This window comes from Micromonospora sp. NPDC007208 (assembly GCF_042869175.1).
GTDB lineage: Bacteria > Actinomycetota > Actinomycetes > Mycobacteriales > Micromonosporaceae > Micromonospora > Micromonospora foliorum.
Map to the genome: position 1 here is coordinate 42,500 of NZ_JBIAFG010000016.1, position 21,223 is coordinate 63,722.

At 72.8% G+C, this 21,223-nt stretch carries 21 protein-coding genes and 1 pseudogene; 11 read left to right on the forward strand and 11 right to left on the reverse strand.

Features of this window, described 5'->3' with window-relative positions; genetic code table 11:
• Positions 1-17: 17 nt before the first annotated feature.
• Entirely contained in the window at positions 18-884 is an 867-nt protein-coding gene (fdhD, locus tag ACFYL6_RS26240) for a formate dehydrogenase accessory sulfurtransferase FdhD (protein WP_387175155.1), read from the forward strand.
• Positions 885-897: 13 nt separating this feature from the next.
• On the opposite strand, the gene ACFYL6_RS26245 is transcribed toward fdhD, so the two are convergent.
• The 4 genes from ACFYL6_RS26245 to ACFYL6_RS26260 form a co-directional block, all read right to left on the reverse strand.
• Positions 898-1,614, reverse strand: coding sequence for a GAP family protein (locus ACFYL6_RS26245; RefSeq protein WP_387175156.1), 717 nt, complete (start codon positions 1,612-1,614; stop codon positions 898-900).
• Between the two features lie 119 nt (positions 1,615-1,733).
• A complete protein-coding gene (locus tag ACFYL6_RS26250) occupies positions 1,734-2,132 on the reverse strand; it encodes a hypothetical protein (RefSeq protein ID WP_387175158.1) in 399 nt (132 codons plus the stop codon).
• Positions 2,129-2,380 (reverse strand): hypothetical protein, encoded by a 252-nt coding sequence (locus ACFYL6_RS26255; protein WP_196928987.1) that lies wholly within the window; start codon positions 2,378-2,380, stop codon positions 2,129-2,131. Before ACFYL6_RS26255 ends, ACFYL6_RS26250 begins: the two co-directional genes overlap by 4 nt.
• 61 nt (positions 2,381-2,441) lie before the next feature.
• On the reverse strand, positions 2,442-3,485 hold the full coding sequence (locus ACFYL6_RS26260; protein ID WP_387175160.1) for a DUF4192 domain-containing protein: 1,044 nt from the start codon (positions 3,483-3,485) through the stop codon (positions 2,442-2,444).
• 173 nt (positions 3,486-3,658) lie between these two features.
• Here ACFYL6_RS26260 and ACFYL6_RS26265 point away from each other — a divergent pair, with 173 nt between their 5' ends.
• The 5 genes from ACFYL6_RS26265 to ACFYL6_RS26285 all read left to right on the forward strand — a co-directional run bounded on the left by ACFYL6_RS26265 (position 3,659) and on the right by ACFYL6_RS26285 (position 10,342).
• On the forward strand, positions 3,659-4,573 hold the full coding sequence (locus tag ACFYL6_RS26265; protein WP_387175162.1) for a fructosamine kinase family protein: 915 nt from the start codon (positions 3,659-3,661) through the stop codon (positions 4,571-4,573).
• A complete protein-coding gene (gene moaA / locus ACFYL6_RS26270) occupies positions 4,570-5,583 on the forward strand; it encodes a GTP 3',8-cyclase MoaA (protein WP_387175164.1) in 1,014 nt (337 codons plus the stop codon). The genes ACFYL6_RS26265 and moaA overlap by 4 nt, the downstream gene beginning before the upstream one ends.
• A gap of 2 nt (positions 5,584-5,585) precedes the next feature.
• On the forward strand, positions 5,586-5,843 hold the full coding sequence (locus ACFYL6_RS26275; RefSeq protein ID WP_387175166.1) for a MoaD/ThiS family protein: 258 nt from the start codon (positions 5,586-5,588) through the stop codon (positions 5,841-5,843).
• 13 nt (positions 5,844-5,856) lie between these two features.
• Positions 5,857-7,101: a metallophosphoesterase gene (locus ACFYL6_RS26280; protein ID WP_387175168.1), complete on the forward strand. Its 1,245-nt coding sequence runs from the start codon at positions 5,857-5,859 to the stop codon at positions 7,099-7,101.
• Positions 7,102-7,162: 61 nt separating this feature from the next.
• Complete coding sequence (locus ACFYL6_RS26285; protein WP_387175170.1) at positions 7,163-10,342, forward strand: UvrD-helicase domain-containing protein; 3,180 nt, start codon at positions 7,163-7,165, stop codon at positions 10,340-10,342.
• Positions 10,343-10,473: 131 nt separating this feature from the next.
• Here the strand turns inward: ACFYL6_RS26285 and ACFYL6_RS26290 are convergent, their stop codons facing one another.
• Both ACFYL6_RS26290 and ACFYL6_RS26295 read right to left on the reverse strand, forming a co-directional pair.
• Complete coding sequence (locus ACFYL6_RS26290; RefSeq protein ID WP_387175172.1) at positions 10,474-11,127, reverse strand: prepilin peptidase; 654 nt, start codon at positions 11,125-11,127, stop codon at positions 10,474-10,476.
• Between the two features lie 10 nt (positions 11,128-11,137).
• Entirely contained in the window at positions 11,138-12,142 is a 1,005-nt protein-coding gene (locus tag ACFYL6_RS26295) for an EamA family transporter (RefSeq protein ID WP_387175174.1), read from the reverse strand.
• 390 nt (positions 12,143-12,532) lie between these two features.
• On the opposite strand from ACFYL6_RS26295, the pseudogene ACFYL6_RS26300 reads away from it, so the two are divergent.
• The 3 genes and pseudogenes from ACFYL6_RS26300 to ACFYL6_RS26310 form a co-directional block, all read left to right on the forward strand.
• Positions 12,533-13,018, forward strand: a pseudogene (locus ACFYL6_RS26300) (hypothetical protein); the annotation flags it as partial.
• A gap of 485 nt (positions 13,019-13,503) precedes the next feature.
• Complete coding sequence (locus ACFYL6_RS26305) at positions 13,504-13,953, forward strand: hypothetical protein (protein WP_387175361.1); 450 nt, start codon at positions 13,504-13,506, stop codon at positions 13,951-13,953.
• 156 nt (positions 13,954-14,109) lie between these two features.
• Positions 14,110-15,351: an ATP-binding protein gene (locus ACFYL6_RS26310; RefSeq protein ID WP_196920321.1), complete on the forward strand. Its 1,242-nt coding sequence runs from the start codon at positions 14,110-14,112 to the stop codon at positions 15,349-15,351.
• Positions 15,352-15,375: 24 nt separating this feature from the next.
• Here ACFYL6_RS26310 and ACFYL6_RS26315 read toward each other — a convergent pair whose 3' ends face one another.
• The gene (locus ACFYL6_RS26315; protein WP_387175176.1) at positions 15,376-15,924 is read right to left on the reverse strand and encodes a GNAT family N-acetyltransferase; all 549 of its coding nucleotides are present in this window, start codon (positions 15,922-15,924) and stop codon (positions 15,376-15,378) included.
• A 133-nt stretch (positions 15,925-16,057) separates the two neighbouring features.
• Between ACFYL6_RS26315 and ACFYL6_RS26320 the strand changes: the two genes are divergently transcribed.
• Together ACFYL6_RS26320 and ACFYL6_RS26325 are read left to right on the forward strand one after the other, a co-directional pair.
• Positions 16,058-16,603: a DoxX family protein gene (locus tag ACFYL6_RS26320; RefSeq protein ID WP_387175178.1), complete on the forward strand. Its 546-nt coding sequence runs from the start codon at positions 16,058-16,060 to the stop codon at positions 16,601-16,603.
• 215 nt (positions 16,604-16,818) lie between these two features.
• On the forward strand, positions 16,819-18,285 hold the full coding sequence (locus tag ACFYL6_RS26325; RefSeq protein ID WP_387175180.1) for a glycosyltransferase 87 family protein: 1,467 nt from the start codon (positions 16,819-16,821) through the stop codon (positions 18,283-18,285).
• Positions 18,286-18,289: 4 nt separating this feature from the next.
• On the opposite strand, the gene ACFYL6_RS26330 is transcribed toward ACFYL6_RS26325, so the two are convergent.
• The 4 genes from ACFYL6_RS26330 to moaC all read right to left on the reverse strand — a co-directional run bounded on the left by ACFYL6_RS26330 (position 18,290) and on the right by moaC (position 21,010).
• Positions 18,290-18,718 carry a molybdenum cofactor biosynthesis protein MoaE gene (locus tag ACFYL6_RS26330; protein ID WP_196920325.1) on the reverse strand — a complete coding sequence of 143 codons (429 nt, stop codon included), beginning with the start codon at positions 18,716-18,718 and terminating at the stop codon, positions 18,290-18,292.
• Positions 18,715-19,974 (reverse strand): molybdopterin molybdotransferase MoeA, encoded by a 1,260-nt coding sequence (locus ACFYL6_RS26335; protein ID WP_387175182.1) that lies wholly within the window; start codon positions 19,972-19,974, stop codon positions 18,715-18,717. The genes ACFYL6_RS26330 and ACFYL6_RS26335 overlap by 4 nt, the downstream gene beginning before the upstream one ends.
• Positions 19,975-20,051: 77 nt before the next feature.
• A complete protein-coding gene (locus ACFYL6_RS26340; RefSeq protein WP_387175184.1) occupies positions 20,052-20,522 on the reverse strand; it encodes a molybdenum cofactor biosynthesis protein B in 471 nt (156 codons plus the stop codon).
• Positions 20,519-21,010 (reverse strand): cyclic pyranopterin monophosphate synthase MoaC, encoded by a 492-nt coding sequence (gene moaC / locus ACFYL6_RS26345; RefSeq protein WP_387175186.1) that lies wholly within the window; start codon positions 21,008-21,010, stop codon positions 20,519-20,521. Before moaC ends, ACFYL6_RS26340 begins: the two co-directional genes overlap by 4 nt.
• Positions 21,011-21,223: the final 213 nt, after the last annotated feature.

The following is a 21,223-nucleotide window of genomic DNA, read 5'->3' on the forward strand; positions in this document are numbered from 1 at the left end:
GGGTGGAGGATGGCGGGATGGGACGGGCAACTGATCGACGGGGCGTACTCCGGATCGACCTGGACGCGGCGACCCCCGGGCGCGGGTCGGTCCGCCGACCGGACACGCTCGCCGTCGAGGAGCCGCTGGAGATCCGGGTCGGCGCGGCCGGCCCCGGTCGACGTCGGCCGCTGGCCGTCACCATGCGTACCCCCGGCGACGACCTGGACCTGGCCATCGGGTTCCTGCTGACGGAGGGGCTGATCCGGTCGACCGACGACGTGCTGACCGCGCAGCTCTGCGCCGGGGCGGAGACGCCGAACACGTACAACGTGGTGGACGTGGTGCTCGCCCCCGGCGTACCGGAACCGACCACCGACCCGTCTCGGAACTTCTACACGACCAGTTCCTGTGGGGTCTGCGGCAAGGCCAGCATCGACGCGATTCGCACCCGGTCGCTCTTCCCGGTCGCGGCGGATCCGCTCAGCGTGCCGGCCACGCTGCTCGCCGACCTGCCCGACCGGTTGCGTGCCGCCCAGCGCGGCTTCGATCGGACCGGCGGGCTGCACGCGGCGGGGCTGTTCACCGCGGACGGTGAGCTGGTGGTGCTCCGGGAGGACGTGGGCCGGCACAACGCCGTGGACAAGGTGATCGGCTGGGCCGTGCGGGAACGCCGGTTGCCGCTCGCCGGGCACCTGCTGCTGGTCTCCGGACGGGCCAGCTTCGAGTTGACCCAGAAGGCGTGGATGGCCGGGTTGCCGCTGCTGGCCGCGGTGTCCGCCCCGAGCACCCTCGCCGCCGAACTGGCCGACGAGGCGGGGATGACACTTGTCGGCTTCCTGCGCGGGCGGACCATGAACGTCTACACCGGGCCGCACCGGATCACGGTGGAGCAGCCAGCCTGACCCGAACGGCCGGTCAGCGACCGATCCGGTCGATCAGGTCGAACAGCGACAGCCGCGCGGCGGCGTCGCGGGCGATCAGGAAACCGGCGATGCCGAGGACCCAGCCCAACGCGCTGCCCGCCTTCGTGACGATCCAGGTGTTCAGGCGGGCCAGCACCGGCTCGACCAGTCGCGGGCGGGCCACCCTGGCACCCAGCAACAACACCGCCGGCAACACCATGACCAGGCAGTACCCGGCGAGCAGCCCCACCACGCTCACCGCTCCCACCCCCGAGGTGGCCAACAGGCCCACCGCACCGAGGTACGGCAGCATGGTCGCCACCTCGGCAAGCGCCGCGAGCAGCGCGAGCCCGACCAACCAGCGGGCCGAGGAGTCTCCGGCGGTGGCCCGGTCCCGCCAGCGCAACACACCACCGGTGCGGGGGCGCCGCTTGCCGTCGTAACGGAAGCTGAGCGCCAGCATTCCCACGCCCAGGACCAGTTGTGCCCAGAGGACGCCCCGGTTGTCCAGGGCACCGCCCAGCGCGTCGCCCAGCGTGCTGCCGCCCCAGACCAGCAGCAGCCCCACCGCGAGGTAGAACGCCGCGATGGTGGCGAGGTAGCCCAGGATCCGCCGGACGTTGACCGGCCCGGGGGCGAGCAGCAACCAGACCGGGATGAAGAGGGTGCCGATGCTGGTGCTGTCGATCAACGCCAGCCCGGCCAGCGACAGCAGCAACTCGGGGGTCATGTCGTACCAACGCGGAGAACAGCCACGAGATCATTCTCTGGCGGCGGTGACCCTGCCGCGTCGGCCGTGGACAGGAGCAACGCGTACATCCTTCGACGGAGGCGTCGCCGGAGGACCCGTCACGCCAGGTCGAGGATGCTCCAGTTGGTGGGGAGCACCTTCGCCGCCACCTTGGGTTGCACGGTCGCGTAGTGCGCCTCATGGGTGAGTGCCGCGCCGGCGGCCTGGCCGAGCGAGATGTCTCCGTCCACGGCGCGGGCCAGCTTGCCGGTGTCTCGCACGTCCTCGGCGTCGAGCGGCAGCAGGCGGATCATCGGGGCAGTCGTCATCAGGGCCAGTAGCGCGGTGCCCACCTCGTCGCCCGCGCCCGCGATGGCGACCGCCAGACAGGTCGCCGGGACGGCAATCTGCCGGCCCTCGTCGGCGACCTCCAGCATCAACTCCCCCACCGAGACGTTGCCCTCGATGTAGGCCGTCAACGCCGACGCGTCGAACACGACCGCGATCTGATCACTCATCCGGCGCGTCCCAACATCCGACGCCCCTCGGCCAGGGCGTCCGCCGGAATGGGCGTCGCCAGCCGCTCCCGCCACCGCGCCCTGCCCGCCTCGGTCACCTCGATGCCGGCTCGCCGCAGCACCTCGTCGAGGTGCGTGCCGTCCATCTGGGCCCGCACCGCCGCAGTGATGGCGGCCGAGACGTTGGGCTGCTGGTCGAGCCACTCCGCGACGTCGTCGGGGAGGCTCACGGAGCGCTTCACGGTCATGTCCTCCAGCGTATCAATTCTGGTAGCACCAACGGTATTACCGCGCGGGCGGCGGGACCGGTCAGCGGCGGCCACGTCGGCTCCTTTTGCGGGGGCGGATGACACCGGGCATCCCGACCGACGGCCAGCCGTCCAGCTCGGCCGGGGGCACGCCGCGCCGGAGCAGGTCGTCCAGCAGCAGGGCGAGTGAGTAGTCGGGGTGCAGGTCGAGCGTGCGTTCGAGCGCGACCGCCGCCAACGCGCCCTGCCCGGCGCGCCAGGCGGCGAACGCCAGCAGCGCACCCGGCGCGGCGGCCGCCTCCGGCTCGGCGCGGCGCAGCACGTCGGTCCAGAGGGCGATGTCCCGGTCCCGGCCGTCGGTGCGTTCCCAGGCGTGATCGCGGACCGGCAGGTGGGTCATCAACACGCTCAGCCAGGCCACCTCGTCGTCGTCGAGCCGCTCACCACGTCGCTGCCGGCGTTGGGCCTCGCGGACCGCCGCCACCCCGGCGGCGCGCAGCGCCCGAGCCCCGAGCAGGTCACTCTCGGGCGCCTGCGAGACCAACTCGGCCAGTCTCACCTGGGCGCGGGCGGTGGCCGCACGGGCCGCGTCCCGAGCCGGGCCGTCCACCGGTGCCACCTGCGCCACCAGGGCGGCCCGGTCGGGGAGTGCGACCTGGCCGGCGAAGACCGCCGAGGCGGTCACCCGGTTGGCGGTCGGGTCGTAGCGGCGACCCTCGGGCGGGCAGCAGTCGGGCTCGGTGCAGAGATAGGACCACCAGCGACCGTCGGTCACCCGCAGCGCGTCGAGCACGTGCAGCCCCAGGTCGTTGAGCGCGTCGCGCACCGCGTCCACGGCCGGAGTGACCAGCTCCGGTTGCCCGTAACCCACCACGGTGGCGGCCTCCGCGCCCTGCCGGCGGATCACACCCGCCAGGTGCCCGGCCAGCCCGCCCGGTTCGGAGGGGTCGGGCAGGTCCGCACGGGCGGCGAAGATGATCTGTCGGCCGACCAGCGCCACGGCGACCACGCTGTCGGTGGGATGAAACCCGAGCAGGTACGGCACGGCGGCGATCAGGTCGGCGGGTGAGCGGACGGCGAGTTGAGGGCGTTCGGTCGAGGTCATGTCGGAAGCCTGCGGCGGGGGTACCGGGGCCTGCTACCCCTGTGGACGACACGCGGCTTATCCACAGTTACTGAGCGTGTTTTCCCTGCTCATCCCCCACCTACGAGTACGGAAAGAGCGCCGATGTCGTCGGGCGACACCTGGCTGTCTTAAGGAGCGGTTACCGTGCGCTGATGGACCTGGCGTACCTGCGCGCGCATCCGGCACACCTCCCGACCTTCCGGACCCATCAGCGGCTCCGGGAGACGCCGGTGGCCGGTGGCGACATCTGCGCCGCCGCCCGGCTCACCCTCGACGACGGCCACTCCGTCTTCGCCAAGTCCTGGCCGGAGGGCGCCGACCGACCGGCGCCGGAGGGCTTCTTCGCCGCCGAGGCCGCCGGCCTGCGCTGGCTGCGGGAGGCAGGGGCGGTCGGCGTACCCGAGGTGTTCGTGTTGTTGCCGGAGCTGCTGGCGCTCGACTGGGTGGAGCCCGGCGAACCGACGCCGGAGGCCGCGGAGCGCTTCGGCCGGGAGTTGGCCGGGCTGCACCGGGCGGGCGCAGCCGCCTTCGGTGCGAGCTGGCCCGGTTTCATCGGCTCTCTTCCACAGGACAACACCCGCACCGGCGGGCGCTGGTCGACGTGGTTCGCCGAGCGGCGCCTCGCCCCCTACCTGCGACGCTCGGTCGACGGTGGCGCGCTGACCAGCGCCGATGCCGCTCTGGTCGAGCAGGTGATCGATCGCCTCGACGAGCTCGGCGGCGACGAGCCGCCCGCGCGCATCCACGGCGACCTGTGGCCGGGCAACGTGCTGTGGGGGGCCGACGACCGGGTCTGGCTCGTCGACCCGGCGGCGCACGGTGGGCACCGGGAAACAGATATGGCTCAGCTCGCCCTCTTCGGCGGCATCCCCCACCTGGATCGAGTGCTGGCCGCCTACCAGGAGAGCTGGCCGCTACCGGACGGCTGGCGGGACCGGGTGCCCCTGCATCAGTTGCAGTTGTTGCTCGTGCACACCGCACTCTTCGGCGCCAGTTACCGGGATGTGGTCGTCCAGACCGCCCGTGCCGTCCTGAGCGGGGCCGAGCGCGCTACGGTCGACAGGTGAGCGTCGCCCCGGGGACCAACGGCGTCCTCGTCGACCGGTACGGCCGCGTCGCTCGGGACCTGCGCGTGTCCCTCACCGACAAGTGCAACCTGCGCTGCACCTACTGCATGCCGGCGGAAGGGCTGCCCTGGCTGGCCGGCCCCGAGTTGCTGACCGACGAGGAGATCGTCCGGCTGGTCCGGGTGGCTGTCGAGCTGCTCGGCGTGACCGAGGTGCGGTTCACCGGCGGTGAGCCGCTGATCCGACAGGGGTTGGTCGACATCGTGACCGCGGTCGCCGCCCTCGAACCTCGCCCCCGGGTGTCGCTGACCACCAACGGCATCGGCCTGGACCGGCTGGCCCCGGCGTTGCGGGCGGCCGGCCTGGATCGGGTGAACGTCTCACTGGACACCCTGGACCCGGACCGGTTCACCAAGCTCACCCGCCGTCCCCGCCTCGACGCGGTGCTGGCCGGGCTCGCCGGTGCGGCGGCCGCCGGGCTCAGCCCAGTGAAGATCAATTCAGTGCTGATGCGTGGTGTCAACGAGGACGAGGCGCCGGCACTGCTCCGCTTCGCCCTCGATCACGACTACCAGCTGCGGATCATCGAGCAGATGCCGCTGGACGCCCAGCACGGTTGGTCCCGCGACACCATGGTCACCGCCGAGGAGATCCTGGCGTCCCTGCGTACCACCTTCGACCTCAGCCCCGACCCGGCCGAGCGCGGCGCGGCCCCGGCGGAGACCTGGCTGGTCGACGGCGGCCCCGCCCGGGTCGGTGTGATCGCCAGTGTCACCCGCCCCTTCTGCGGGGACTGCGACCGCACCCGGCTGACGGCCGACGGCCAGGTCCGTGCCTGCCTCTTCGCCACCGAGGAGTCGGACCTGCGCGCCGCGCTGCGCGCCGGCGCGGACGACGACGAGTTGGCCCGACGCTGGCGTACTGCGATGTGGGGCAAGCGCGCCGGGCACGGCATCGACGACCCCGCCTTCCTCCAGCCGACCCGTCCGATGTCCGCGATCGGAGGTTGACCATGGAGGGGACGACACCGCTGACCGTCCGCTACTTCGCGGGCGCCCGCGCCGCCGTCGGCCGCGCCGAGGAGGCCATCCCCGCCGGGCGGTCACTCGACGACCTCACGGCCGAGCTGACCCAGCGTCACGGCGACCGACTCGCCGCGGTGCTGCGGGTGGCGAGTTTCCTCGTGAACGGCGTCACCTGTCATGATCGTCAGGCACCCCTTCCGGCCGGGGCCACGATCGATGTCCTGCCCCCGTTCGCGGGCGGCTGAGGGAGGCGCACGCATGATGGCGGTTCTGGGGTTCGTGACTGTCCTGGCGCTGGTCACCGGTCTCATCCACCTCTACCTGTGGAAGCGGCTCGTTCGGGACACCACCACGCCGGGCCGCTGGCGACGGATCGGCGGGATAGCCGCCCTGGTGCTGGCCCTGCTCGTGCCGGTCACCCTCGCCGGGACGCAGGCCGGGCTCTACTGGCTCGCCTGGCCGGGCTACCTGTGGCTCGCGCTGATGTTCTACCTGCTGGTCGTACTGGTGGTGCTGGAAGTGCCGATGCTGGTCACCCGGCTGGTGTTGCGCCGCCGGGTGGTTGCCGCGGAGCCGACCACGGCCGCGCCCGAGCCGGTGCTGGTCGGTGCCGCCGGGCCGACCGAGCCGCCGGCCGCCGGCGCCGTCGCGGCACCGGACCACGACCCGTCCCGCCGGTTGCTGCTGGCCCGTGGGGCGGCCATCTTCGCCGGCCTCACCGCCACCGGCATCACCGGGTACGGCATCCGCACGGCGCTCGGCCCGCCCCAGCTCGACCGGGTACGGATCCCGCTCGCCAAACTCCCCCGCAGCATGGACGGCCTGCGCATCGCCACCGTCTCCGACATCCACCTCGGCCCACTGCGCGGCCGGGCACACACCGAGCGGATCGTCGCCGCGATCAACCGGCTCGACGCGGACATCGTCGCGGTCGTCGGTGACCTGGTCGACGGTTCCGTGGCCGAACTCGGCTCGGCCGCCGCGCCGCTGCGAGACCTGCGCTCCCGCTACGGCAGCTTCTTCGTCACCGGAAACCACGAGTACTACTCCGGCGTGGAGGAGTGGGTCCAGGAGGTCGACCGGCTCGGTCTGCGGGTCCTGCAGAACCGGCGGCAGGAGATCCAGGCCCGGGGCGGTGTCCTCGACCTGGCCGGCGTGAACGACCTCACCGGGGCGGGCACCGGCCTCGCCGCCGGGCCGGACTTCGCCGCCGCCCTCGGTGACCGCGACCCGAGCCGACCCGTCGTCCTGCTCGCGCACCAGCCGCTGGCGGCCAAGGAGGCGGCCCGGTACGGCGTCGACCTGCAACTGTCCGGGCACACCCACGGCGGGCAGATGGTGCCGTTCAACCTGGCCGTCGGGCTGGAGCAGCCGGTGGTCAGCGGGCTCGGCGAGGTCGACGGCACCAAGGTCTACGTGACCAACGGCGCCGGTTTCTGGGGGCCGCCGGTCCGGGTCGGCGCGGAGCCGCAGATCAGTCTGGTCGAGCTGCGCTCGGCATAGCGGAGGTCACGTCCGCGCGTGGCGGCGGGTGGCCGGCGCGGCGGGCGTGACAGGATGCGGCGTGCCCCCGTTCAGCGCCGTACCCCCCGGTGGCCTACCGCCATTCGTCGCGGACCTGCACATCCACTCGAAGTACTCGCGCGCGTGCAGCCGTGACCTCACCCTGCCGAACCTCGCGTGGTGGGCCCGGCGTAAGGGCATCGGCCTGCTCGGCACCGGCGACTTCACCCATCCGGCCTGGTACGACCACCTGCGGGAGACGCTGCGCCCGGCCGAGCCGGGGCTCTACCGGCTCGACCCGGAGGCGGAACGGGACATCGCCCGTCGGCTGCCACCCCGGCTCGCGCAGACGGCGGAGGCGGACGCGGTCCGTTTCATGCTGAGCGTGGAGATCTCGACCATCTACAAGCGGGACGACCGGACCCGCAAGGTGCATCACCTGATCTACCTGCCGGATCTGGACGCGGTGGCCCGGTTCAACACCGCGCTCGGCCGGATCGGCAACCTCGGCTCCGACGGCCGGCCGATCCTCGGACTGGACTCCCGCGACCTGCTGGAGATCACCCTGGAGGCCAGCCCGGACGGCTACCTGGTGCCGGCGCACATCTGGACTCCTTGGTTCTCCGCGCTGGGTTCGAAGTCCGGCTTCGACGCGATCGCGGACTGCTACGCCGACCTGGCCGAGCACATCTTCGCCGTGGAGACCGGGCTCTCCTCCGACCCCGCGATGAACTGGCGGGTCGGCAGCCTGGACGGCTACCAGTTGGTGTCCAATTCGGACGCCCACTCGCCGCCGGCCCTCGGCCGGGAGGCGACGGTGCTGACCGCCGAACGGGACTACTTCGCCGTTCGGGAGGCGCTGCGTACCGGCGACGGCCTGGCCGGCACGATCGAGTTCTTCCCGGAGGAGGGCAAGTACCACGCGGACGGGCACCGGCTGTGTGGGGTCAACTGGTCTCCGGAGCGCACCCGGGCCGCCGACGGGCGCTGCCCCGAGTGCGGCAAACCACTCACCGTGGGTGTCCTCAGCCGGATCGAGGAGTTGGCGGACCGCCCGGACGGGCACCGGCCGGCGCACGCCCGGGACGTCACCCACCTGGTACCGCTGGCCGAGATCCTCGGCGAGATCAACAAGGTGGGTGCCCGGTCGAAGAAGGTCGAGGGGCGGTTCAACGAGTTGCTGGCCGCACTCGGCCCCGAGCTGGAGATCCTGACCACGACGCCACTGGCCGAGATCGCCCAGGCCGGTGGTGAACTGCTCGCGGAGGGCATCGGGCGGCTGCGGCGCGGCGACGTGCGCCGGGTGCCCGGTTACGACGGCGAGTACGGCGTGATCACGCTGTTCGACCCGGCCGAGCTGGGCGCGCAGGAGACGCTGTTCGACGTACCGGTGCCGGCGCAGCGGCGGCCCACGGAGCCGGCTCCCCGGGTCGCGGCCAAGCGCCCGGCGGCGGCGAAGGCGGAGCCGAAGCGTAAGCCGACTCCGACGCCCGCGCCGCCGATCGCGTCGCCGCCGTCGCCGCACGAGCCGTTCGAGCCGATGCTCTCCGGTATGGAGGAGGTCGGCACCGGCCTGCTGGACCGATTGGACGCCATGCAGCGGGTGGCCGCCTCCGCACCGGGCGGCCCGTTGCTCATCGTGGCCGGTCCGGGCACCGGCAAGACCCGGACGCTCACCCACCGGATCGCGTACCTCTGCGCGGAGCTGAACGTCTTTCCCGAGCACTGCCTCGCGATCACGTTCACCCGCCGGGCCGCCGAGGAGTTGCGGCACCGCCTCGACGGCCTGCTCGGCCCGGTCGCCGAGGACGTCACGGTGGGCACGTTCCACGCGTTGGGCTTGACCATCCTGCGGGAGAACGCCGACGCGGCGGGCCTCCCGGCCGACTTCCGGATCGCCGACGACGCCGAGCGGGCCGCGGCCCGCACCGAGGCCGGGGACGACAGCGCGGCCTACGTGTCGCTGCTGCGCAAGCAGGACCTGGTCGACCTGGACGAGCTGGTGACCCTGCCGGTGGAACTGTTGCGGGCCGATCGGAAGTTGGTCGAGCGGTACCGGGACCGCTGGCGGTGGATCTTCGTCGACGAGTACCAGGACGTCGACGAGGTGCAGTACGAGTTGCTGCGGCTGCTCAGCCCCGCCGACGGCAACCTCTGCGCGATCGGCGACCCGGACCAGGCGATCTACTCGTTCCGGGGTGCCGACGTCGGCTACTTCCTGCGCTTCTCCGAGGACTTCACCGACGCCCGACTGGTTCGACTCAACCGCAACTACCGCTCGTCGGCCCCGATCCTGGCCGCCGCCGTGCAGGCGATCGCACCGTCCTCGCTGGTCCGGGGTCGACGACTGGACCCGGCGCGGCTCGACCCGGAGGCCCCGCTGGTCGGGCGCTACCCGGCGGCGTCCGTGGCCGAGGAGGCCGACTTCGTGGTGCGTACCGTCGACGACCTGGTCGGCGGGTTGTCGCACCGTTCGCTGGACTCGGGTCGCATCGACGGCCGGTCCACCTCGCTGTCGTTCTCCGACATCGCCGTGCTGTACCGGACCGACGCGCAGGCCGCCCCGATCGTGGACGCCCTGGCCCGGGCGAACATCCCCGTGCAGAAGCGTTCCCACGACCGGCTACGGGATCGGCCCGGGGTGGCGGCCATCGCCCGCGAGCTACGGCACGCCGACGGTCTGGCCGGCTCGCTGGCCGCCCGGGTGCGGTTGGCCGGTCAGGTGGTCGCCGAGCGGTTCGCCGTGCCGACCCTGGACGGCGCGGCCAGCGCGGTCCGTCCCGAGGACGTCCGCTCGGCCGTGGACCTGTTGACCCCGTTGGCCCGACGCTGCGGTGACGACCTGGAGACCTTCCTGTCGCAGTTGGCCACCGGTGCGGAGGTGGACGCACTCGACCCGCGCGCCGAGGCGGTCACGCTGCTCACCCTGCACGCCGCGAAGGGCCTGGAGTTCCCGGTGGTCTTCCTGGTCGGCGTCGAGGACGGGCTGTTGCCGCTGCGCTGGCCGGGCTCGACGCCCGACGAGGACGCCGTCGCCGAGGAGCGCCGGCTCTTCTTCGTCGGCCTGACCCGGGCCCAGGACCGGCTGTACGTCAGTCACGCCGCCCGCCGCACCCGCCACGGCGCCGAGCGCGACTGCGTCCCCTCACCGTTCCTCGGCACCATCGACCCCGGCCTCTTCGAACGCTTCGGCGAAGCCGAACCCCGCCGCCCCAAGGACCGCCAACTCCGCCTGATCTGACCAGCCCCCCGGCCCCGCGCCCCCGGCCCCGCGCCCCGCCGATCTTGCACTTTCGGTCGCCGTTGTGCGTGGGATGCACCTTATGTCACCGCAGAAACTGCAAGATCGACGAAGCAGGGGTGGGGGGCGGGTTAGGTGAGGAGGACACCGAGCCAGGCGCCGGTTAGCAGGGCCGGGCCGAGGGGTAGCAGGGTGTTTCGGTGCACCTTCCGGGCGGCGAGCAGGATGAGCACCAGGCCGCCGTGCAGCACGTGTGGCAGGAGCAGCCCGGCCAGCAGGGCGTCCCGCCCCAACCAGCCGAGCGGCAGGCCGAGGACGGCGGCGAGTTTCACGTCCCCGAAACCCAGCCGGGAGCCGGGCAGCAGGGCCAACAGCACGTGCGCCGCGCCCGCGACCGCCGCACCTCCCAGCGCGCCGAGCAGACGGCCGGGAGCGCCGGACAGCAGCGCCACGGCGGTCAGACCCCCGAGGACCAGCAGCCCGGCAATGAGGACCAGCGGATCGGGCAGCCGCAGGCAGGCCAGGTCGACCACGGCCAGCACCAACCCGACCGCCGCCACCGCGAGGAAGACCGGCAAGCCCGGGTCGTCACCCACGGCGACGCCAAGGCCGACGAAGACGCTGGCCGCCACCATCGGGTCGAGCCAGGGCCGTCGGACCGGCTGCGGCAGTGGAAACGCCCATGGCCGGGCGTCCGCCGTGGCGAAGCGCCGCGACACCAGGGGTACGACGAGGCCGACCAGCGTGCCGAGCAGCGCGATCGACACCAGCGCGGCGGCCGACATGGGCCGGACGTTACTGGCGGTCGCGCGCCACCGTGCGCCCCGATCGTGATCCCGTGCCCGCCCGACGCGGCCGTTCGGTCGTCACCACCAGCGCGACCCCGGCGACGATGACGGCACCGCCGAGCAGCACCTGCGGGGTGATCGGCTCGGCCACCAGCAGCGCGCCGAGCGCCACCGCGACCGCCGGGTTCACGTAGGCGTACGTCGACACCAGCGAGATCGGCGCGTTGTGCAGCAGCCAGACGTACGCGGTGAAGGCCACCAGCGAACCGGCCACCATGAGGTAGCCCAGCGCCAACCAGGACCGGGTGCTGACCGCCGCCGGGTGGAAGTCGGCCAGTTCGCCCCGACCGGCGGCGACGACCGCCAGCACCAGCGCGCCGGCCACCATCTCGTACACCGTGGCCACGAAGGGGTCGGCGGGCATCCGGATCCGTCCGGACAGGAACGACCCGACCGACCAGGAGGTGGCCGCCGCCACCACGGTCAACGCCCCGAGCAGCGGCACCGCGGCCGAACTACCGCCGGGCAACACCAGCAGGATGAGGCCGACGAAGCCCAGGGTGACCCCGGCGAACGTCCAGATCGGCGGCCGGTCCCCGGTGGCCGAGCGCAACAGCACCACCAGCAGCGGCACCGTGGCCACCAGCAGCGCGGCGATCCCGGACGGCACCGCCACGCCCGGCGGCCCTGATTCGGCGAGTACCACCAGGCCGTTGCCGCCGGCGAGCAGGAGCACCCCGACCAACGCGGCCGAGCCGAGTTGCCGTCGGTCGACCCGCAGCGCGCCGGGACCTCGACGCAGTCGCAGCACCACCGCCAGGACCAGGCCGGCCACGGCGAACCGGAGGGCGGCCGACAGCAGCGGAGGCAGCGTCTCCACGGCGATCCGGATGGCCAGATAGGTCGATCCCCAGAGCAGGTAGACCACGATCAACGCGGTCCAGATCAGGGTCGGCGTGGTGCTGGCGCGACGGCCGGCCAGGGCTGTGGCGCTCGGTGAAGGTGAGCTCATCAGTGGACCACGCTACGGTGACCTCGGAGTCCGCGTCGCGCTTTGGTGGCCGGCCTCTCACCACTCGTGCAGGAGGGCGGCATGACGAACTACGGACAACCGGGGGGCGGCCACCCGGGGCCGTGGCGTGGGCAGAGACCCGACGAGACCCCGGGTCACCCGGTGCAGCAGCCCTACCCGCCCACGCCGGAGCCCTACCCGCCGGCGGTCCCGTCGTACGCGCCAGGACCGCAGGGACGACCCGGGCCGTACGGCGGCCCACCCACCGCGCCCTACGGTGCCGCGCCCGGCGCGCCCTACGGTGGCGGGACGGAGACGCCCTATGGCAACGAGCCCCGCACGCCCTACGGCGGTTCGTACCAGCCGACCCCGACGTACGGCGGGCAGCCGTACCGGCCCGACGACCCGTACGGCGAGGATCCGGCGCCGGGCCGACGTGGTCGGGGGCCGCTCATCGCGGTGCTGGCCGTCGTACTGCTGGTGGTGGCCGTCGCCGGGGTGTTCTGGTTGCGCCGTGGGCAGAGCGAGCCGGCGCCGGCAGCCGCGCCGAGCAACTCGGCCGCCGCCGGTGAGCCCAGCGCGGGCGCGGTCGAGCCCGCACCGAGCGCCGCCGCGCCGGAGTCGTCGGCTGATCCGCGGTTCGCGAAGGTCGGCCAGTGCGTCCGTAACGACGGCACCGCTGGCGGCAAGCCCAAACTGCTGATCAGCGGTTGTACGGCGAAGTCGTACGAGGTGCTGAGCCGGATCGACGGCCCGACCAGCGGCGAGCGGGACGCCGAGGCCAAGTGCGGCAAGGTCGAGGGCTACACCAACTGGTATTTCTTCGACAGTGAGCTGGACACTCTCGACTTCGTCCTCTGCCTCAAGCAACGCTGAGACCACCCACCCCCGGGGATGACATGACGACCTACGGACCTACGGGTTCCGATCAGCCGGACGATCCGTACCAACGCCCGCCCTCCGGGCCGGACAGCTCACCACCGGTCGACCCGACCGTGCCCCAGTGGAGCCCTCCGCCGGCCGCGGAGGACCCGACGCGGCAGCAGTGGGGGCCGCCGCCGACGAGCGCGGAGCCACCGACGGCACCCATGTGGGCGCCACCCACGAACGCGGAGCCACCGACCACGCCGATGTGGGCGCCGCCGCCCACCTCGGGCCCGGGATACTCACCCCCCGGCCCGTACCCACCGGCCGGCCCGACTCCGCCCACGTCCGGGCCGGGTTACCCACCGGCCGGGCCGACGCCGCCGTCCGGCCCGTACCCACCGCCCGGGCCGTTCCCACCCGCCGGCCCGACGCCCGGGCAGATACCGGGTCAACCACCCGCGCCGTGGGGTCAGCAGCCGCCCGGCGGCTACGGAATGCCGCCCGCCGCGCCGGTGAAGAAGACCGGCCGCAACGTCGCTCTCATCATCACTGTGGTGGTGCTGCTCGTGCTCTGTCCGTGCCTCGGCCTGGCCGGTTGGGCGGTCTGGAAGGTGGCCGACGCTGGCAGCGACGCCGCGCGCACCCCGTCGACGAGTGCCCCGGTCCTTCCGCCCGCGCTGCCCAGCGACCCGCCGACCCCGGCCGCGCCGACCCCGGACGAGGAGTTCGCGCGGGGTGACTGCGTGGTGAACGACGGCAGTGAGGACGACGCGGAGCTGCGCAAGGTGCCGTGCGGCCCGAACACCTATCAGGTGCTGCTGCGAATCCCGGCGACCACCGACGGCGACCGGTGCGAGACGCTCGCGCCGCAGGCGACCGCGAACTACGTGCACGACAACTCGGTCGACCTGTTCGACTACGTGCTCTGCCTGAAGAAGCGCTAGCCCGATCCGGAGCACCGACAACCCGATTGCCAAAACTAGGGCTGTCTAGCGTGGACGCTAGACAGCCCTAGTTTGTGGTCGACGGCCTCGACACGCCGGTAGCCCCATCTATCCATGTCTAGCCTCGCAGCTAGATGGCCCGATAATCTGCGATGCGTGGATCCGGTCCGCAACCCGTACGCGCCGGGCGCCGGCCAGCGTCCGCCCGAACTCGCCGGGCGGGGGCGGGAGCTGGACGTCTTCGACATCGTGCTCGAACGCATCGCCCGGGGCCGACCCGAGCGCAGCCTGATGCTCACCGGGCTGCGGGGCGTCGGCAAGACGGTTCTGCTCAACACCCTCCGGTCGCAGGCGATCAACCGGCTCTGGGGCAGCGGCAAGATCGAGGCTCGACCGGACCAGTCGTTGCGTCGACCGGTCGCCGCCGCGCTGCACATGGCGGTCCGGGAGCTCGCCCCCCGCCACCGCGCACCGGACCGGATCGACGCGTTCCTCGGCGTCCTCAAGGCGTTCGCCCAGCGGTCCACCCCGACCGGCCGTTCCGGTGCCGCCACGAAGCTGCGCGACCGGTGGCAGCCCGGCATCGACGTGCCGGCCGCCAGCGGCCGGGCCGACTCCGGCGACATCGAGATCGACCTGGTCGAGCTGTTCAGCGACGCCGCCGCCGTGGCCAGCGACGTCGGCACCGGCATCGCCATCTTCATCGACGAGATGCAGGATCTCGGCCCGGAGGACGTGTCCGCGCTCTGCGCCGCCTGCCACGAGCTGTCCCAGCTCGGCGCGCCGCTGATCGTCGTCGGCGCCGGCCTTCCACACCTGCCGGCCGTGCTCAGCGCCGCCAAGTCGTACTCCGAACGGTTGTTCCGCTACCAACGCATCGACCGGCTCGACCGGATCGCCGCCGACCGGGCGCTCTGCGCGCCCGCCGAGCGCGAGGAGGTCGAGTACGAGCAGAAGGCCCTCGACCTGCTCTACGAGAAGTCCGGCGGCTATCCCTACTTCGTCCAGGCGTACGGGAAGGCGACCTGGGATCACGCGCCGCGCTCGCCGATCACCGCCGCAGATGTGCGGGTCGCCGCGCCCGAGGCGGAGGCCGAGCTGGCGGTCGGCTTCTTCGGGTCCCGGTTCGAGCGGGCCACTCCCGCCGAACGCGAGTACATGCGGGCGATGGCCATGATGTCCGCGGTCGAGGGCGAGCCCGGCGCTGTGGTCCGCGACGACATGGACGCCGCGGTGCCCACGGCCGAGATCGCCCGTGCCCTCGGCCGCAAGCCGGCCAGCCTGTCCCCGGCCCGGGACGCGCTCATCAAGAAGGGGTTGATCTACTCCGGTGAGCGGGGCACTGTCGCCTTCACGGTCCCGCACTTCGGCCGGTACCTGCGGACGCAGCCGGCCTGACCGCCACCCACCGCGCCGGCCCGGTCAGACCTTCGACCAGGGCGCCGGAAAGAGCACCTCACCGCGAGGCGGGGGCCCCTCCTCGCTGGTGGACGGCGGCAGCACCAGCGCCTGCCAGGGCTCACCGAGGCCGGTCCACGGCCCGGTCAGGCCCAGCTCACTCGCCGGGCCGAACCCGAACCGGCGGTAGAAGGCCGGGGCGCCGAGGACGACGACGAGCCGCTCGCCCAACTCGGTCGAGGCGTCCAGGGCTGCCTGCACGACCGCCGTGCCGTGCCCGACCCGCTGTCGGTGCGGCGCGACCCCCACCGGGCCGAGTGCCAGGACGGGCACGTCCGAGCCCCGCTCCGGCCGCAGCCGCACCCGGGTGAGCAACGCGTAACCGACCACCTCACCGCCGTACTCGGCGACCATGGCCAACTCCGGCAACCAGGCGGTGGTGTCGCGCAGCTCGTCGACGAGGCTGACCTCCGGCGGCGTCGCCACGTCCGGGCGGGCGAACGCGGCGGCCAGCACGCGGCGGACCGGGCCGGCGTCGGCCGGGTCCTCGGGGCGTAGCCGCAGCGTGGTCACCCGCGCGACGTTACCCGCCAACGCCCGTCCATCCGTGACGGTCGCTCGATTCGGCGTGGCGTACGTGTACCAACACCAATCCGATCCTGCGGTTGCCGGGGTAGCAAACGTCGCGACGGGGTATGACTGACCTATGACGCCCGTACGCTCCCTCGCCCGCGCCATGCTGAGCGGCATCTTCGTGGTCAGCGGGTATCGCAACCTACGTGACCCCGGCCGGCTGACGGTGGCCGCCAAACCGGTGACCGACAAGGTCGCGCCGATGCTGAAGAAGGCCCACCCGAGCTTCCCCACCGAGACCGAGACCTTGATCCGGCTCAACGCGGCGGTGCAGGTCAGCGCCGGTCTGATGCTGGCCACCGGACGACTCAGCCGACCCGCCGCGCTGGTCCTCGCCGGCACGCTGGTGCCGGTGACCATCGCCGGGCATCCCTTCTGGAACAACGACGACCCGATCGCCAAGAACAACAACCAGATTCACGTCCTGAAGAACCTCGGGCTCCTCGGCGGTCTGCTGCTCGCCGCGTCGGACACCGGCGGCAAGCCGGGTCTACGGTGGCGGACGGGTCATCGCATCGGCCACTCTCGACGTTCCGTGCAACGCGCCGTCCGCACCGCCCGACGTGAGGCCCGCATCGCCGTCCGCTCCGCGTCCACCGCACGTCGACTCCCCGGCTGACCTGCGTCGATCCGTCTCTGCCTCACCCCCACCCCCCGCTAAGGCCACGAATTACCTGAACCACCCGGTAGGCGTTAACGCGGTGGAAATGTCAAAAACATGTGTGGGATCGGACACGGTCGCATAACGCGGGAGGCACTGACGTGAGGCGCCGTTCTAGGCTCCGTGCAGGACCTGGACGGGTAGGACGACCTTGGTACGGGGGTGGCCACGCCATGCCGACGGCTGTCGGTAGACGGGCGGACCGCCTCGCCCCAATCCAACGTGTGACACGCGGGATCGACCGCGTGACGCGCGGGATCGATCGCAGGAACGTCGTACGGGGCGCCATCGTGGCCGCCGTCGCCTATGCCGCATGGCTCGCCATCGGCACCTTCGGGCGGCCGTACAACTTCTTCGACATGAAGATCTACCACGGTGCCGTGGTGTGGTGGGCGAGCGGTCACGAGCTCTACGAGTTCATCGCGCCCGGAACCACACTCGGGTTCACCTACCCACCCTTCGCCGGGTTGGTCATGCTGCCGATGGCGCAGCTGCCGATCGGCGCGGCCGGCATGGTCAACGCCGCCGCCAGCATCGCCGCGTTGGCGCTGGTGCTGGCCGGGCTGCTCCGACCCATCGTGGACCGGCTGGGGTGGCCACTGTGGTTCACGGTGGCCGTGGCGGTGCCCCTCGCGGTCGCCATCGAGCCAGCCCGGGAGACGCTCGGCTACGGCCAGGTCAACATCCTGCTGTTCGCCCTGATCATGGCCGACCTGATCGGCCTTCGTTGGCGGTCCCGCCGGGGCACCCACTACGCCGCCACCGACGGCCCGCTGCTGCGCTTCATCTACGGCGGGGCCTGGGCCGGGGCCGGTATCGGCCTCGCCACCGCGGTCAAGCTCACCCCGGCGCTGTTCATCGCCTACCTGCTGATCACCCGTCAGTGGCGGGTGGCGGCCACCGCCATCGGCACCACGATCGGCGTGACGGTGGGCACCTTCGCCATCGTCGGTGACGAGTCGCGCACCTACTTCGGCAGCGTGCTGTGGCAGACCGAACGGGTCGGCGCGGCGGACATGACGCCCAACCAGTCCCTCGCCGGTCTGCTCGCCCGGCTGTACGACTCGATCGAGACCCCGGGGCTGCTGTGGCTGGCCTTCTCGGTGCTGGTCCTGGCGCTGGGCCTGTCCCGGGCGGCCAGTTCCCGCGCCGACGGTGACGAGCTGACCGCCTTCACACTTGTCGGTCTCACCGCGAACGTGATCAGCCCGATCTCCTGGACGCACCACCTGGTCTGGGTGATCCCGGCGATCATCGTGCTGGCCGACGCCGCCGTACGTCGCCGCGAGGCGAGCCGGGGAATGCCGCAGCGCACCGGCCAGGGGCCGGTCTTCGGTGGGCTACCGGGGGTCAACGGGCTTCGCCCGCCGATCTGGTACCCGACGCTGACCGGGCTCCGCCACGGCGTCGCGGCGATCGGGCTCTACCTGCTCTTCCTGATCTCGCCGATCTGGCCGTACGAACACCAACTGCCGGAGATGTCGCACTACCAGGACGGCCTGTTCGGGGCACTGATGGAGAACTCGCTCGCGCTCGCGCTGATCGTGCTGGTCGCCGCGCTGCCGTGGCGTCCCGGTGCGGAGCCGGCGTTCTACGGCGACCGGCTCGCCCGGGCAGTGGTGGTGAACGGCCACCGCTGAGCGGTCAGGGGCAGTTGACCCATTCCTCGGTGCCGTCGGTGAAGACCTGCCGCTTCCAGATCGGCAGTCGCGCCTTGACCTCGTCGACCAGTCGGGCGCAGGCCGCGAAGGCCGCTGCCCGGTGCGCGGTGCTCACCGCGGCGACCAGCGCCACGTCACCGATCGCCAGGGGGCCGACCCGGTGCGAGACCGCCACCGCGTAGACGTCGGGCTCCGCGGCGATCTCGGCGGCCACCTCGCGCAGCACCTGCGCGGCGCTCGGGTGCCCCTCGTACTCCAGGCTCGTGACCTGGCGGCCGTGGTCGTGGTCGCGGACCACGCCCTGGAAGGACACCACAGCGCCGGCCCGGCGGTCGGCGACCGCCGCCTCGTGCGTGGCGAGGTCGAGCGGCTGGTCGGTGACCTCGCCGAAGGTGATCGTTGGTGCGGTCACGACGCACGCTCCCCGGGAAACAACGGCAGTGGCACGATCGGCACCCGGTCGCCCGGCTCGCCGCTGGTGCCGGGTCGGATGACCGCGAACCCGTCCGCGCCGGCCAGGCCGCGCAGCATCGCCGAGCCGACGTGGCGGACCGGGAACGCGACGCCGGCGGCCCGGTCCAGTCGAACCAGCGCCAGGTGGGTGTGGTCACCGCGACCGGGCACCGCCTGGGCCAACGTGACCTGCGGCAGCAGCGGCATCGACCGGCCCTGGAGGCCGGCGAGCAGCGGGGCGACAAGCGACACCAGCGCGACGATGGCGGACTGCGGGTTGCCCGGCAGCCCGGCCACGAACCGGGCTCGCCCGTCGGGGCCGGTCAGCCGGGCCAGCAGCATCGGGAAGCCCGGGCGGACCGCCACCGTGTTGACCACGTAGTCGGCGCCGAGCGCTTCCAGGGTCGGGTGCAGGTGGTCGACCGGGCCGTTCATCGTGCCGCCGGTGGTGCAGACCAGATCGGCGTTGGCCAGCGCCGAGCGCAGGGCCGCCACGTGTGCGGGCAGCGTGTCGGCCACCGGCCCGACCACGTCGGACGGGCGGACCTGGCAGCCGTACCGCCGCAACCACCCCGGCACCGCGGGGCCCAGCGCGTCGCGGATGCGACCGGCCGCGGGCGGGCCCGCCGTCAGCAGTTCGTCGCCGAAGACCAGCAGCGCGGCACGCGGCGCCCGCCGGACCCGCAGCGTGTCGTGACCACAGGCGGCCGCCAGGCCGATCACCGCCGGGTCGACCGGCGTGCCGGCCGGCAACAACTCCTCATCGGCGTACGCCTCCTCGCCGGGTTGCCGCCACTCGGGCGTCTTCCGGGGAGTGCCGCTGATCAGGCCGGTGGTGGATGCGGCGGACTCCTCGACGCGGAGCACGGCGGTGGCGCCCTCGGGCACCATCGCGCCGGTCGCGATCTCGACGGTGGTGTCGTCCTCGGTGAGCGGCGCGGGGGTGCTGCCGGCCAGGACCCGGCCGACGACGCGCCACGGCCCCCGGCCGCGCACCGCCCAGCCATCCACGCTGGAGGTCGGGAACGCCGGCAGGTCGGTGCGGGTGGTCAACGGCTCGGCCAGGGTCGACCCGTCGGTGTCGACGAGTGGTCGGGCGGCGGCGGGCAGCGCGGCGGCCAGACCGACCGCGTAGACCCGCGAACGCGCTTCCTCCCACCCGGCTGGCGGGGGTGCGGTGACCCGATCCGCGGTGGGTGCGGTTTCCGTGCTCACCGACCGAGCCTATCGGCCCGGACCGACACCCGCCCGGGCCTGGCGTGCACCGGCCACTGGTCCCCGCCGGGAGGCGGTCAGTGGTCCCCGCCGCGAAGCTGGTCGACGGTGTGCCCAAGGATCGGCCCGAGAACGGCCAGGCCGTCCCGGGCACCGCCGGTCGAGCCGGGCAGATTGACCACCAGCATCCGGCCGGCGACCCCGGCCAGGCCCCGGGACAGCACCGACGTCGGCACCCGGTCACGACTGTGTGCGCGGATCGCCTCGGCGATGCCGGGGATCTCGTAATCCAGCAGGCCCCGGGTCACGTCCGGGGTCCGATCCGTCGGGGTCACTCCGGTGCCACCGCTGGTCAGCACCACGTCGACACCATCGGCGCGGGCGGCCCGCAAGGCGTCGCCGACCGGCGCACCGTCGGGCACCACCACCGGGTCGTCGACCTCGCAGCCCAGCTCGCGCAGGCCGGCGACGAGCAGCGGCCCACTGGTGTCGGCATAGACGCCGGCAGCGGCCCGATTGGAAGCGACGATCACCCGAGCCCGGATCACGGCCGGTCCTCCGGACGGACCCACTCGCCGGTCTTTCCGCCCTCCTTGCGCAGCACCCGGACCGCGTCGACCGAGGCCGCCGGGTCGACCGCCTTGACCATGTCGACCAGGGCGAGACCGGCGACAGCAACCGCCGTCAACGCCTCCATCTCCACCCCCGTCCGGTCCGCCGTGCGGGCGGTGGCCGTGATCTCCACCGTGTCGGCGGTCAGCCGCAGGTCGACGGTGACACCGTGCAGGGCGATCGGGTGGCAAAGGGGGATCAGATCAGGAGTGCGCTTGGCCCCCATGATCCCGGCCAGCCGCCCGACGGCCAACGCGTCACCCTTGGGCAGCCCGTCGCGATGCAACAGGTCGATGACCTCGGGCGTGGTCCGCAAACGGCCGGCCGCGACGGCCAACCGACCCGTCACCGCCTTGGCGGAAACGTCGACCATGCGGGCCGCGCCGGCGCGGTCGACGTGGCTGAGCTGCGCGGGTTCGGTCACGGTCGTGAGCCTATCGGTGCGGTACGACGGCGGTCGGAAGGAGCGGCGTCACGCTGACCGCACCGGGTGCTGACGGTGCATCGGTCCGACGCCGCTCCTCCCTTCACCGGCCCGCGGTCGAGGTCGCTGGGGGGACCTGGCAGCGGGCGCGTGTCGACGACCCGGTTCTGCCCAGGGGCAGAACCTCCCCCGTTCGCCGATACGGCCGGAAAG

Excerpts from the sequence above, each read along its gene's own strand:
- ACFYL6_RS26320 (WP_387175178.1), top strand. The coding sequence starts at position 16,058 with ATGACGCCCGTACGCTCCCTCGCCCGCGCCATGCTGAGCGGCATCTTC.
- ACFYL6_RS26290 (WP_387175172.1), bottom strand. The coding sequence starts at position 11,127 with ATGTCGGCCGCCGCGCTGGTGTCGATCGCGCTGCTCGGCACGCTGGTC.
- ACFYL6_RS26255 (WP_196928987.1), bottom strand. The coding sequence starts at position 2,380 with ATGACCGTGAAGCGCTCCGTGAGCCTCCCCGACGACGTCGCGGAGTGG.
- ACFYL6_RS26265 (WP_387175162.1), top strand. The coding sequence starts at position 3,659 with ATGGACCTGGCGTACCTGCGCGCGCATCCGGCACACCTCCCGACCTTC.
- ACFYL6_RS26325 (WP_387175180.1), top strand. The coding sequence starts at position 16,819 with ATGCCGACGGCTGTCGGTAGACGGGCGGACCGCCTCGCCCCAATCCAA.
- ACFYL6_RS26275 (WP_387175166.1), top strand. The coding sequence starts at position 5,586 with ATGGAGGGGACGACACCGCTGACCGTCCGCTACTTCGCGGGCGCCCGC.
- ACFYL6_RS26305 (WP_387175361.1), top strand. The coding sequence starts at position 13,504 with ATGCCGCCCGCCGCGCCGGTGAAGAAGACCGGCCGCAACGTCGCTCTC.
- ACFYL6_RS26245 (WP_387175156.1), bottom strand. The coding sequence starts at position 1,614 with ATGACCCCCGAGTTGCTGCTGTCGCTGGCCGGGCTGGCGTTGATCGAC.
- ACFYL6_RS26295 (WP_387175174.1), bottom strand. The coding sequence starts at position 12,142 with ATGAGCTCACCTTCACCGAGCGCCACAGCCCTGGCCGGCCGTCGCGCC.
- ACFYL6_RS26260 (WP_387175160.1), bottom strand. The coding sequence starts at position 3,485 with ATGACCTCGACCGAACGCCCTCAACTCGCCGTCCGCTCACCCGCCGAC.
- ACFYL6_RS26280 (WP_387175168.1), top strand. The coding sequence starts at position 5,857 with ATGATGGCGGTTCTGGGGTTCGTGACTGTCCTGGCGCTGGTCACCGGT.
- ACFYL6_RS26250 (WP_387175158.1), bottom strand. The coding sequence starts at position 2,132 with ATGAGTGATCAGATCGCGGTCGTGTTCGACGCGTCGGCGTTGACGGCC.
- fdhD (WP_387175155.1), top strand. The coding sequence starts at position 18 with ATGGGACGGGCAACTGATCGACGGGGCGTACTCCGGATCGACCTGGAC.